The organism is Parapedobacter indicus (assembly GCF_900113765.1).
Lineage (GTDB): Bacteria > Bacteroidota > Bacteroidia > Sphingobacteriales > Sphingobacteriaceae > Parapedobacter > Parapedobacter indicus.
Genome location: NZ_FOQO01000006.1, coordinates 290,103 through 303,666 on the forward strand (window position 1 = coordinate 290,103; position 13,564 = coordinate 303,666).

Sequence of the window (13,564 nt, forward strand, 5' to 3'; positions counted from 1 at the left end):
TTTAATTATACACACAATGATGTCTTTCAAAAGTAACGTACTCTGCTGTCTGGTCGTCCTATGTTCTTTCATGGCTTTTGCACAACAGCCGCTCCAACTTTGGTATACCGCGCCGGCAACACAATGGGAAGAAACCCTTCCTTTGGGCAATGGACGCCTGGGCATGATGCCCGATGGTGGTATTACTCAAGAAAAAATTGTACTAAACGACATTACCCTTTGGTCCGGCAGCTCCCAGGATGCCAACAACTACGAGGCGCATAAAAGCGTGAAAGAAATCCAACGACTGCTGTTGGCCGGCCGAAATGATGAAGCCGAAGCACTGGTCAATGCCAATTTTGTGTGCACCGGAGCGGGCAGTGGACATGGAAACGGCGCCAACGTACCGTTTGGATGTTTCCAGACCCTCGGCGAACTGCAAATCGATTATCATCATGCCGATGACGCGCATGCATATCGCAGGCAACTGGATTTACCTTCCGCAATTGCCACTACGCAATTTGAAACTAACGGCATTCGCTACCACCGGGAATATTTCACTTCCTTTGGCAGCGATGTCGGAATCATCCGGCTGACAGCCGATAAACGCAGGTCATTGGACTTTTCCGTTACATTGACCCGTGATGAACGTGCGAAGATTAAGACAGAAGGTCAGGAATTACAGTTATCTGGAGCACTTTCTGACGGACGCGGCGGCATCGGCATGCGGTATATCGCACGCATACGCATCCAGCACCAAGGTGGGAAACTTACCGTGGATGATCGCGCTTTACATCTCGCCGGCGCAGATGAAGCGATTCTCTATGTATCCATCGCCACTGATTTCAGAAACACATCCCATTTGACACGATCCCAAAGCTTAATGGAAGCCGCGCTAAAGCACGCTTATCAGGCAGAGAAACAGCTGCATCAGACTGCCTTTGGGAAATTCTTCAACCGCGTCTCATTGGAAATCGATGATAAATCTACCGCAGACCTTCCTACCGACGAGCGATTAAGGCGGTTTTATGAACGCCCAGCAGCCGATAACGGTTTGGCGGCGCTTTATTTCCAATACGGAAGATACCTAAGCATCTGTAGTACACGTCCTGGTCTTTTGCCTCCCAATTTGCAAGGATTGTGGGCCCACCAGATCCAAACGCCCTGGAACGGGGACTACCATCTGAATATCAATGCGCAGATGAATCACTGGCCTGTGGAAGTTGCCAACCTTTCTGAATTACATGAACCCTTTATCGAGCTCATCAAGACCCTCGCCCAAGAAGGTAAAAAAACAGCAAAAGCATATTACAATGCCCCAGGGTGGGTATGTTACATGATCGCCAATGTATGGGGATATACAGCACCCGGGGAAGAAGCCTCATGGGGTGCAAGCACTGCGTCCGGCTGGCTGTGCAATCACCTATGGGAACATTACCTATTCACACAAGATACGGCCTACCTAGCGGAAGTGTTTCCAATATTACGGGAAGCTGCGCGTTTCTATCATCACACGATGATTAAAGAGCCCCGCCACGGTTGGCTGGTTACTGCACCTTCGGTGTCTCCGGAAAATTCCTTCCTGATGGCCAATGGCAAGCGTACCAGCGTGGTGATGGGCCCCACCATTGACAACCAGATTGTGCGTGAGCTGTACAACAATGTACTTGCCGCAGCTGAACAATTGAACATCCGAGATCCATTTATTGACACACTCGGAATGGACTTAGCGCACCTCCCTCCGCCCGTACAAATCGGCAGCGATGGGCGGGTCATGGAATGGTTGGAGGAATACCGGGAACCCGAACCCCAGCACCGCCATGTATCGCACCTATATGGGCTTTATCCGGCACCTTTTATATCCCCACAAACTACTCCAGAGTGGGCCGACGCCGCCAGAAAGACCTTACAGGTACGCGGCGATGCGGGGACAGGTTGGAGCAGGGCCTGGAAAATCCTGTTTTGGGCACGGCTGCAGGATGGAAATCATGCTTTGGAAATTCTCCGGCAGTTACTGCAACCCGCATTGGGCAGCGAGATCAACATGAGTGGCGGATCGGGCGGCACTTATCCCAACCTCTTCTGTGCCCACCCTCCTTTCCAGATCGACGGAAACTTCGGCGGCACAGCAGGCATTGCAGAGATGCTTCTGCAAAGCCATGCCGGATTCATCCACCTTTTGCCGGCCTTGCCGGATGCTTGGTCAACCGGCGAAGTGAAGGGACTTAAAGCCCGGGGCAACTACACCGTGGATATCAAATGGAAAGATGGAACAGTAGTCGATTACCACATCCATTCGCCGACAAACAAGCCAGTCAATGTGCTGGTAAATGGAACGATGACGGTCTATAACGGCGAGTAATCCCGGACCTTTGGCATAGCCTTTGCCTCTTTCACTGTGTAACAAAACTACAACGTTATGAAGAATACAGTGAAAGTGATTGGAACATTGGTGTTGGTTTCATTGATGTTTATGGTTTCTTGTGATAAGGATACGGATCCTTCGGAAACAGACTTATTTGTCGGAACGTATGAGGGAGATATCTCATTTAACAACGGTGAAGAGACGATTATCGACGAAGATGGCCGTGTAACCGTGGCGAAAGCAGGCGATAGCTATTCCTTTCTTTTTGGGAGTGGCATTCCAGACATTACCGGTGTTAAATTCGAAAAAGATGGCAACACGTATGTCGGTATAGGAGAAGGGTTTACGGGCATCCGGATTACGGCAAGTTCGCTGAATATGCTTGTTACGGACGACCGGGGCACATGGACGGCTGATTGCAGCCGATAAAGGCAACAATGAAAGAGGGTGGTTTAGGAAAACCACCCTTTTTTCTTACCTTGCACGACTTATAACGTACGAAAACCGTGACAAAGCGTAAACAACATCAGACAATTCGAATAAAACTGTGGACAGCTGTGCGGGTCGTTATACTAGCATTCAGCGTGATATCTTCGATCGTTTCCTGCACGCTGGATAAACAAGCAAAGGCACTTCGGACATTGGAAAAATGCCGCTACGAATTTGTCTCAGCCGACAGCATTTTTCTAGCGGGTACCGATGTTAATAAACTGATTGCTAACGGGCGAGTGGATGTAAGCCAACTCCCCGGCGTGGCATTAGGTTTCCTGAGCCGGGATATCCCCCTTTCAGGCGTGTTGAATGTGCGCATTACCAATCCGACAAATAACCTTGCAGGAATCCAGCAATTTGCCTATAAAGTGGAGGTAGAAGGCCGGGAAGTATTGGATGGCGTTTCGGATCTGCCTATTGAAGTTCCGGCAGGAGAAACGGTTGTTGTGCCTGTAAAATTACGAACCAATGTATACAAATTTCTTTCGGACCGCGAAACGCTGGACAAGCTGCTAACTTTCATCCAACGTACACACAATGGCGCGACCGACGAAAAGGTCAATCTTACCTTTAAGATCAAACCCACCTTGGCTTTGGGCAATCAAGCAATCAATTATCCCGGTTATATCGACATTGACAAAGAAGTTGATGCCGAGTTTTTAATCAAACACGGCATCATACGGTAAGTATCTATCTTCGTACCCGTTCAAGCCACCGCTGGTGCAGTCCAAGCAGTTCCTTCACCTTTTCCGGATGATCTCCGGCCCGGTTTGTTCTCTCCCCCGTGTCCGAAGAAAGCTGTACCAAAAACAACCGATCTTTTCCGTTGAAATCTTCCCCCGTAGCAGTCGGATCCCATTTCGGATCCGGATCCATCGGATTGCCCAATAGCTTCCAGTCGCCTTTCCTCACGGCCCAAGCACTCTTGCTGTCATCATATGATCCGGTTTGCCAATGTAATTCCCGCTCCGGTGTCTTCTCAGCATTATCAGCGATGACCGGCAGCAAACTTATACCTTCCACGCTATCGGCTTGATACCTTGCGCCAGTCAGTGCCGCGATGGTTGGAAACCAATCCATACCGGAACTGACGGCATCGCATACAATTCCTGAAGGTAGTGTGCGTGGATAACTGATTAGCGCAGGCACCCGGATGCCCCCTTCGAACATACTGAACTTTCCTCCGCGATAAGGGCCGGAGTTGCCTCCACCCCAAAAAGCCCGCTCTTCATACGAATGCCCGTGATCGGATTGGAAAACAATAATGGTATTTTCCAACTCCCCCTTCTTCTCCAACTCATCAAGTACCCAACCGATCCGTTCATCCAGGGACGAAACAAATGCAGCATATTCCCGTCGTGGAGATGCCAGGTCTTTGTAATGATCTAACCATTTTTCCGTTCCCTGATACGGATAATGGGGAACATTCGCTGCCCAATAAATAAAAAAAGGTTGATTCCCCGAACGGTCTATCGTTTCTTTGATCTCGTCGACCATTAAATCGGGAAAATATTTTCCCGGCCGGTAGATCTCTTCATCGTTCTGATAGAGGTCGTGCCGGTTCGGTCCGCTCCAAAAGAAAAAATGCGAATAGTTATCAATACAGCCTCGTTGGTGACCGAAAAAATAATCGAAACCCTGCGCATTTGGCAGTTTGTCCGGAGCGTGGCCCAGATGCCATTTACCCACTAACGCTGTGTAGTAGCCGTTATTTTTCAACATCTCGGCGATGGTGATTTCCGAAGACGGGAGTCCGGCCTTCATTTCCAGATCTTTCTCCGGCACGGGAACATTTCCCGGCAAACCCGCCCCCAAATTCGTTTTTCCCGTTAGCAGTCCCGCGCGAGAGGGTGAGCATACGGGTGCGACGGCATAGAATTGGGTGAATCGGACACCACGTTTCGCAAGTCGATCTAGGTTAGGTGTTGCCAGATCTCCCGATCCGTAACAATTCAGATCCAGAGTTCCCAGATCGTCGGCCAGAATCAGCAATACGTTCGGTTGCGTCTGCGCCCGAACTGCTCCGCCGATTATCACTGTCGCAAATGCGAATGACGCAATAAGCACTGTTTTACAATTGATAGTAATCATAACCTGTTATAGTTACCAGTTTGGATTTTGTTCAAGATTCGGATTTAGATCAATCTGATTCGGAGGAACCGCCCACAGGTAATCCCGACCAGCGTTGAATGTACGTTGTTCGATCACTTCATCCGCGGCATTGAAGATCGGGCCGTTGTTTACTATTTCGGCGGTTTTCCATCGCCTAATATCGGAATAATAGCGCCCCTCGAGCGCGAGCTCAATCCGCCGTTCCAGCCGGATGGTTTCCCGCATCTGATCTTGCCCCATTCTGGCTTCCAGGACAGGCATTGCCACCGAAGGCCTTTTCCGGATTTCGTTGATTGCCCAATACACTTCGTCAACCGGTCCTTCCGCTTCGTTTAACGCCTCGGCGTAGTTCAGCAAAACCTCCGCATACCGTATCAGAATAATATTCAATTCGGAATTGTTTGCCACGACATTGGCAATGGCCACGTCGTCTTTATACACCGTCTGTTTCTTGTTGCCAAAACCGGTAGTCACGACATCATCCGGTGTCGTTAACCGGCCATTGTAAGGATATCCCGCAATTGCAATGGATTGGTGCAACCTAGGATCCCGGTTTTCATAGGGATGATCGGCGTCGAAGAGATCGGATGTCTTAGTCGACTTTCCATCAACCATCAGGTAGGCATCCACCAAGTCTTTCAACGGTGCCGGGCGATTCAACAATTTGGATGTATGATCAAACCCATGGGTAAAAAACGGAACCTGGTATTGAATATCAAAAATAACTTCTTCGTTGTTCTCGTTTTCCAGGTACCAGATCCCCCGATAGTCGTCAAACAGTTCATATACATTCAGATCGATCACCTCCTTCGCAACGGCGGCGGCCTCATCCCAGCGTTTCTCAAACAGCAATATGCGCGATTTCAAAGCCAGGGCAGCCCCACTGGTCGCTTTTCCCACGTCATCACCGGTGTATCTGTCGGGCAACAATACCACGGCCCTATCCAAATCAACGAGCAATTGGCTGATAATTTCTTCTTTATCCGACCTCGGCAAATCGCCGTGCAACGCCGGGTCGGGGGTCTCTAGCACAAGTGGTACTGCACCGAAATGATCAATCAGGTAATGATACAACAGGCTTCTGAGAAACAACGCCTGTCCCTCAATCAGCCCGGTTTCTTCAGCAGACAATGGACTGTTTTCGAGTTGGTCCAGTACCGTGTTGCATCGGCCAATCCCTTCATATGCATTGTTCCACAGGTTGGAAAACAACCCTGTTGTAGCCAAGGCAGACCCTTTCGCGATCCCGTCCGTTCCATTGGCTTCATTGTAGGCTTTGGCATTCGGCGTAATCATGTCCGTTTCGCCGCTGAATACATTGTATAGGCTGTAAAGTGAGTTATAGCTGCCCGTCAGACCTGCTTCGAAATGTTCCGGCTCGGTCCAGAAAGTATTGGCACTGTATTGGTCGCTCGGATCGATCAGCAATGCATCCCCGCACGAAGAAACAGTTGACAAAATCAATATAACAATGAATGACTTCTTTTTCATAATTTCCTTTTTTAGAACGTAACATTAATTCCGACGGTATACATCTTAATGGATGGATACTCGTAATAATTGGCCTGCTTTACATTTCTTTCCGGATCGAAGTCTTTCATATCGGAAAAAGTCAGCAAATTCTGCCCATTGACAAAAAACAGGCACCGGTTCAATCCGATTTTATCGGAAAAACGTTGCGGCAGGGTATAGCCTAGTTGTATATTTTTAAGACGCAGGTAGGACGCATCGAGCACCCAAAAGTCCGATTTCAGGAAATTGTCATTCTGTGAATCCTCAAATGATGTTAGGATAGGTAACGGGGCATCGGGGCGTTCTGGCGTCCACGATTCATTCGCCCAGCGTTCGGTCACCGACGTCGCAAACCAGAAAGGTGTTGCAATAATCGCTTCGGGGTATGTATTTACGCCTTTCACCCCTTGAAAAAAGGCGCCCAGGCTGAACTGGCCGTAGTTTAGGTCAAGCCCAAAACTATAGGTGTAATCCGGCAGTACACTGCCGGTCACAATCCGGTCGTTGGAGTTGATCACGTTGTCCTGGTTCTGATCCAGATAACGAATATATCCCGGCTTGGTGGTAATGTTCTGAAACGGACTGGATTCGATTTCTTCCGTTGTCTGGAAAAGACCTGCGCTTTCCAATACGTAGTAGGAATCAATCGGATACCCTTCGCGGGTAATGAACTTATCTCCGCTGTATATGATCTCACCGTTTAAATCCGTTACTTTATTCACATTATAATTCAGCCCCAGATTAACTGCGTAATTCAATTTTCCGATTGTATTCCGGTGAACCAGGTTGACATCAAGCCCAACGTTCTTCACCGATCCGATGTTACGGATAGGACCGCCTAGGTTACCCACCTGCGATGGCAAGGTAACCGGCCGCAGAATGTCATCGGTCCGCTTATTGTACAAATCCAGGGTCAGGTCGAGCCGGCTCTCAAAGAAAGACGCATCCACCCCCAGGTTGGCCATTGTCGTAGTTTCCCAGGTGATGTTCGGATCCCTGAACGATTCCACGGCAACGCCCGGACTTACCGCTCCACCAAAGAGGTATTCCCTGCCAGCTTCCACTAAGTTGACATAGCTGAAATTCGGAATCCCTTGATTACCCAGTACCCCATAAGATCCGCGTATTTTTAATGCGGAAATCCAGCGTTGGGTTTTCAGGAAATTTTCCTGATCCAGCCGCCAACCCAACGAAACAGAAGGAAAAAATCCCCATTGGTTGCCTTCAGCAAACCGGGAAGAACCATCGTACCTGAAATTCACCTCAAACAGATATTTGTCGCTATAATCGTAATTTAGTCGCCCAAATGTGCCTATAAGCGCGTTCTTATTGGACGTTCCATTCACTTGCGGATTAACGGACCCCGCATTGATTTCAGTCAGCGTGTTCCCTAGAAAACCTTCGATCAATGAATTGAAGAATCGATCTTCGAATTGTTCAAAGCTGCTCCCCAGCAGCGCTTTGATATGATGGCTGTCCGCGAAGGTGGCTTCATAATTCAGGGTATTATAGAGGGTGGTATTAAGTCCCTCCGCATGATTATTATAAACGTGTCGGTTCTTGTTGGGCGTATAGTAGTCAACCCGCTGTTCTGCGAGCGTTTTTACCTGATACATATAAATATCCGGCACAAATCGTTCTTCGAATGTCGATAGCTTCGAGAACCCGACTTTCGCCAAGTATGTTATTCCGAACGGCAGTGTCACCTCAGCACTGAAATTCAGCATTCCGTTCAGCCTTTTGGTATTAAAGAAGCCTTCATTTGCCCAAACCAGCGGGTGTCGGTACACATTGTGACCGGGCGAACGGATCCACGTGTCGGCGTAGCGTCCATCTTCGAGGTAAGTGGGATGAAAACCCTGAGCCTTGAACACCATCTCCATCATGGTTCCTGCGGTAGTCGCAGGCTCATGGCTTGTACGCTGATTGAATGAAAGGTCGGTTTCCAGTTTCAACCAGTTTTTGTATTGATAGTTCAGTCCAGACCTGACCGCAAACCGCCCACCATCAGTTCCCATAAGTACGCCCTTCTGATCCAAGTATCCGGCAGACACAGAAAACCCAAGTTTGTCTGACCCACCGGAAATCCGCAAATTGTGTTCCTGAATCAGCGCATCATTAAACATGATGTCGATCCAGTCATTGTGCGGATAAATATAGGGATCTGTTCCCTTGCGGTATTCCTCAATTACTTCTTCCGAATAGAACGCCTGCGCTCGACCTGCGTTAAATCCAGCCTGATTACGCAACTCCATAAACCGGACGGGATCTTTCACCGTCTTTGGCAGGTAAGTGGGCGCCTGAAGACCGATATAATTGTTGTAATTGATACGGGTATCACCCGCGACACCCGACTTGGTGGTCACCAAGATCACGCCATTGGCTGCCCGGTTTCCATATATCGAAGCAGAGGCGGCATCTTTCAGCACCGTGATGCTCTCAATATCATTCGGATTGACATCGGCCAATGGAAACTCAACGCCATCTACTAATACCAATGGATTGTTGTTGTTAAAGGTACCCTGTCCGCGGATTCTTAAAACAGCTCCGTCTTTTCCGGGTTGGCCGCCCGCTTGATTGACATACAAGCCCGTCATTCCTTGCAGTGCCTGTGTTGCATTGGTAATCGGCCGGTTTTCGATATCCTCCGAAGACATCGTGCTTACCGATCCGGTCAGGTTTATTTTCTTCTGGGTTCCATATCCCACTACGACAACCTCATCCAAATCACTGATCGATGCTTTAAGTACTACGTTAACTACATTTTTTGTTCCCAACGTCTGTTCGTGTGATTCAAACCCTATAATGGTAAATACCAACACCGCTCCGTCGCCCGAAACAGATATCCGGTAGTTGCCTTGCACATCGGTAGTTGTGGCTAGCCCAACGTCTTTCACCGCCACGGTCACGCCATCCAGTGGGTTTCCCATTTCATCCGTAACCCGACCGGTAACCGTCCGTTGCGACGCGGCCTCCTGCTCAGCAAGCCGTGTGCTCTTCTGTTCTTCGGGAAGCGCCGTGATTACAATCGTGTGTTCCGTAATATGGTAGCCCAAAGAAAGTGGCCTCAGTAGTGTTTCCAACAGCTTGGTTAGCGGAGCATGCTCAACCGAAATGGAAACCCGTGTATCGGGATTCACAAAACGCTCATTATAAACCACTACAAAGTCTGTCTGATCCTTAATCTGTTGGAAAACATCACTCAACGGTCGATTCTTAACTGCTAAAGAAAGCGTTTGTGACCTAGTAACTGCGCTAACATGTAGGGCAGCGATAACAAGCAGCAATGAAGTTAACTTCATAATCCGGAATAATTGGCGGATACCGTCAATCGGTATCTTTGTCTTCCCCAATAGGGAAAAATCATAATTTATCATTACGTTTGTACGTTTGGATAATTAAAAAACTGGTTTTAACGTTCGGTTTTAACTGGTACGATCTGAACACCGGGGAAGTGTTGGTGGCACTTCCCTTATTCGTATCAATGTAGTGCTCGGGTTCTCATAATCATCATGTTTTACGTTATAAAATTGGTTATCACTATTTCGTTTTTTATAATCAATTCACCTTCAATACTCTTCCCTCAAGCGTAATATCGATATTGGATACCTGTAGAATTTCGATCAATCCAAGCAGTGTCACATCCCGTTTAATCTGTCCGCCGAAAATATCGTTTGGAATGCCATTCCGGTATTCGACTTCTACGTCGTACCACCGGCAAACCTGACGTAGCACATCCTCGAGTGGAGTTCTCTTAAAAAAGAAGTAGCCCTCCCTCCAGGCCGTGTACTGGTAGGTGTTTACGTTTCGGGTATCAAATGTGGATCCGCTAAGAACGGATTGCTGACCGGGAAGTAATACGATCGATTTTGGATGGGACACCAGCGACAACCGGACGCTTCCTTTTACCAATGTCGTTTTTGTTTGCTGTTCGTCCGGAAAGGCCGAAACATTGAATTCGGTACCTAAGACTTCGATGGTTTGGCTATCGGTAATCACTTTGAATGGTATCCGTTTATTATACGTATCCTGTCTCTCCGCAACATCGAAATAACCTTCGCCGTCCAAATAAACCACCCGTTCATTTCCGACAAAGCGGCTCGGGTATTTTAATGTGCTCTGGGCGTTCAGCCAAACCTTCGAGCCGTCGGGTAACGTGATTTGATAGGTGCCTCCTTTGGGAGTGCTTAATACCATTTGATGCGTATCCATTTTCTGTTTTCTGCCATCTGCAATGGAGGTTCCATCGAGGTATGTAATCTCGTCCGCTATAACAATCCCACTTTGTGACTCACTCAAATCGATTACCCGTCCATCTGCCAATGTAAGTGTCGCTCGGTGTCCTCCCGGCTTGATATCCTGCACATTTGCATCAACAGGCTGCTGAATACCGACCGGGTTATCACGCAAAAACCAGATTGCCGTGAAAGCCACTAAAATCACCGCTGCCGCATAGGGAATCAATCTACGCATCCAAATACCGGTGTGAACGGGTGTCGGCAAAGAGCCGATGGCTTGCTCAATCTGATCATGCACCCGCCGGAGTGCTTCTGCTTCGGCGACCGTACTCGGCTTACCTGGCGCATCAGGCAACACCAATTCTGCACGCACCAATGCATACAGGGCTTCCGGACTGCCCGCATCGAAATAAGCCAGCAGCCAATCCAACTCCGCCTCCGTAAGCGTGCCGTTTGCTAGTTTGGGATATAAGGTCCTCAGATAAGCGGTACTTTCCATCGCCCGGTTTTATGTTAGTTTCCCTTTATACGCTCGGAACGAAAATATCAATGACAAAAAAATAAAAATTTTTATCTGTATTATTGCGCCATCATGGCCATGGCAAACCTACTCACCGAGTCGCAACAACTGGAGGCGTTGAAAGCCGGCGATCATGCTATGTTCAATTTCTTCTACGAAAAATACAGCCTGCAGCTTTACCGGCGACTCCTGAACATGGTGCAAGTAGATGTCATAGCAGAGGAATTGTTACAGGAATTATTTACCAAAGTATGGGAACGGCGCGAACAACTGGATCCTCTACAATCGTTCAAAGCATATTTATACCGCATCGCCGAACGCCTTGTATACGATCATTACCGACGCCTTACCCGCGAGGCAAAACTGGAACGTGATTTCGTCCTCGTTTCTACAGAACTTTATAACCCAATCGAAGAGTCTATACATATTAAAGAGGGACGCCGCTTGGTGCAACAGGCCTTGGATCACTTGCCCAAACAGCAACGACGCGTTTTTACGCTTTGCAAGCTTGAGGGTCGTTCTTACGAAGAGGTGAGCAAACTGCTGGGCATTTCGACAGCGTCCATCAATACCCACATTTCACGTGCCTCCAAAGCAGTGCGCAAATTTATTTTGAAAAATCGAGGTTTGGCATCGGGCCTACTCTGTGCCTATGCCATTATGGAAGTAATTCAATAGCCAGCACATCTATGCGCCTACTCCCCTCCATACTGTTCAGCATAATATTGCTGATAATGTCCCGAAGTGACATCCTGCAACCATTCTTCATTGGCTAAATACCAGTCGACAGTCTTTTCCAGGCCTTCTTCAAATTGCAGACTAGGCTCCCAGCCGAGTTCACGCTTCAATTTAGTGGCATCAATCGCATAGCGGAGATCATGCCCTGCTCGGTCCCTTACGAAGGTAATCAATTGCGCCGATTCTCCCTCAGCACGACCAAGTTTGCGGTCCATAATGCTGCACAGCAGTCGGATAAGATCGATATTTTTCCACTCATTGTGGCCGCCGATGTTATAGGTCTGACCGGAAGCTGCTTGATGAAAAATGTCGTCAATGGCCCGCGCATGGTCTTCTACCCACAACCAATCGCGCACATTTTCACCCTTGCCGTAAACCGGCACCGGCCTCTTGTTTTTGATGTTATTGATGGCCAGCGGGATCAGCTTCTCGGGAAAATGGTGAGAACCGTAATTGTTGGAGCAATTGGAAATTACCACGTCCAATCCATACGTATCGTGATAAGCGCGGGCAAAATGATCCGATGACGCTTTTGATGCAGAATAAGGAGAATGCGGGTCATATTTGGTTTCCTCGGTAAACATACCCGACTCTGCCAGCGCGCCATATACCTCATCGGTAGAGACATGATAAAACCGATGTTGGTCATACCGGCCTTCCCAATGTTTCCGTGCGGCATTTAGCAACGTTACCGTGCCCACTACATTCGTGAGCACAAACTCAATCGGATTGCTGATGGAACGGTCCACATGCGACTCTGCGGCCAAATGGATAATCGCATCCGGCTGCTGAGTGGCAAATAGCTCATCAATGAATGCGGCATCCGTAATGTCTCCTTTGACAAAACGATAATTCGGCCTATTCTCAATATCTTTCAGGTTGGTTAGATTGCCTGCATACGTCAGTTTATCAAGATTGATAATCTGATAATCTGAATATCTGGTCACAAACCTGCGGACAACGTGCGAACCGATAAACCCGGCTCCGCCGGTGATAATAATGCTCTTCATGTTATAGTTATACCTCTTTAGGTAGCCCAACCACCTTCATGTGGGGTTTCATTCCCGACTGATAGGCGAAGGCTAATGCTTCATTTAGTTTTTCCCGGAATTCAAACTGCAAATCTTCATGCAGTTTTTCGTATTTCCCGAGGATGTATTTTATCCTTCCAGTTTGATACTTCAGCAACCGGTCATTCCTGCCGTATAAATGCGGTTCGAACAATCGGTCAAAATGAGCAAAACTTTGCGACACCAAAAACAAGCGGAATTGGATTTCGCTCATTTTGTCTTTGGTGATAGCAAAATGCTCATTCACAATACCGCTGCCATATTTCAATGCTTTCATCAACTCATCGGCATAGCCGCGGTGATTTTCATTTGGAATATGTCCCTCGATCTGACCCACTAACCGCACCAGTAGTTGATGAACCGCTTCGATCCGCTCTTCCAGATCCGACTCATTTTCCAACAATTGAAAATGCAATTGCTTCATCAACATTCCGTCTTTACTGATCAAACGCACCAACAGTTTATCCTTTTCCTGTTGGGGAAGTCCGAGAATTGCTTTTTTCAGCTCCGGCTGCTGATGAAGTGACATGGATTTAAA

10 protein-coding genes are annotated in these 13,564 nt (G+C 48.1%); 4 read left to right on the forward strand and 6 right to left on the reverse strand.

Annotation, left to right across the window (positions count from 1 at the left end; all coding sequences use genetic code 11):
* The first annotated feature begins 16 nt into the window (after positions 1 to 16).
* From BMZ56_RS13985 to BMZ56_RS13995, 3 genes are all read left to right on the forward strand, one after another.
* Positions 17 to 2,341: a glycoside hydrolase family 95 protein gene (locus tag BMZ56_RS13985; RefSeq protein ID WP_245893217.1), complete on the forward strand. Its 2,325-nt coding sequence runs from the start codon at positions 17 to 19 to the stop codon at positions 2,339 to 2,341.
* Positions 2,342 to 2,398: 57 nt separating this feature from the next.
* Complete coding sequence (locus BMZ56_RS13990; RefSeq protein ID WP_090627726.1) at positions 2,399 to 2,773, forward strand: hypothetical protein; 375 nt, start codon at positions 2,399 to 2,401, stop codon at positions 2,771 to 2,773.
* 155 nt (positions 2,774 to 2,928) lie between these two features.
* Positions 2,929 to 3,522 (forward strand): LEA type 2 family protein, encoded by a 594-nt coding sequence (locus tag BMZ56_RS13995; protein WP_143072927.1) that lies wholly within the window; start codon positions 2,929 to 2,931, stop codon positions 3,520 to 3,522.
* A 4-nt stretch (positions 3,523 to 3,526) separates the two neighbouring features.
* Here BMZ56_RS13995 and BMZ56_RS14000 read toward each other — a convergent pair whose 3' ends face one another.
* The 4 genes from BMZ56_RS14000 to BMZ56_RS14015 form a co-directional block, all read right to left on the reverse strand.
* Positions 3,527 to 4,927 carry a sulfatase-like hydrolase/transferase gene (locus tag BMZ56_RS14000; protein WP_090627730.1) on the reverse strand — a complete coding sequence of 467 codons (1,401 nt, stop codon included), beginning with the start codon at positions 4,925 to 4,927 and terminating at the stop codon, positions 3,527 to 3,529.
* Between the two features lie 12 nt (positions 4,928 to 4,939).
* Positions 4,940 to 6,439 carry a RagB/SusD family nutrient uptake outer membrane protein gene (locus BMZ56_RS14005; RefSeq protein ID WP_090627732.1) on the reverse strand — a complete coding sequence of 500 codons (1,500 nt, stop codon included), beginning with the start codon at positions 6,437 to 6,439 and terminating at the stop codon, positions 4,940 to 4,942.
* An 11-nt stretch (positions 6,440 to 6,450) separates the two neighbouring features.
* Complete coding sequence (locus tag BMZ56_RS14010) at positions 6,451 to 9,837, reverse strand: TonB-dependent receptor (protein ID WP_218146570.1); 3,387 nt, start codon at positions 9,835 to 9,837, stop codon at positions 6,451 to 6,453.
* 181 nt (positions 9,838 to 10,018) lie between these two features.
* Positions 10,019 to 11,197: a FecR family protein gene (locus BMZ56_RS14015; RefSeq protein WP_090627734.1), complete on the reverse strand. Its 1,179-nt coding sequence runs from the start codon at positions 11,195 to 11,197 to the stop codon at positions 10,019 to 10,021.
* A gap of 93 nt (positions 11,198 to 11,290) precedes the next feature.
* Between BMZ56_RS14015 and BMZ56_RS14020 the strand changes: the two genes are divergently transcribed.
* Positions 11,291 to 11,896, forward strand: coding sequence for an RNA polymerase sigma factor (locus BMZ56_RS14020; protein WP_090627736.1), 606 nt, complete (start codon positions 11,291 to 11,293; stop codon positions 11,894 to 11,896).
* A 17-nt stretch (positions 11,897 to 11,913) separates the two neighbouring features.
* On the opposite strand, the gene rfbB is transcribed toward BMZ56_RS14020, so the two are convergent.
* A complete protein-coding gene (gene rfbB / locus BMZ56_RS14025; RefSeq protein ID WP_090627738.1) occupies positions 11,914 to 12,966 on the reverse strand; it encodes a dTDP-glucose 4,6-dehydratase in 1,053 nt (350 codons plus the stop codon).
* A gap of 7 nt (positions 12,967 to 12,973) precedes the next feature.
* Positions 12,974 to 13,555: a hypothetical protein gene (locus tag BMZ56_RS14030; RefSeq protein WP_090627740.1), complete on the reverse strand. Its 582-nt coding sequence runs from the start codon at positions 13,553 to 13,555 to the stop codon at positions 12,974 to 12,976.
* Between the last annotated feature and the right edge of the window lie 9 nt (positions 13,556 to 13,564).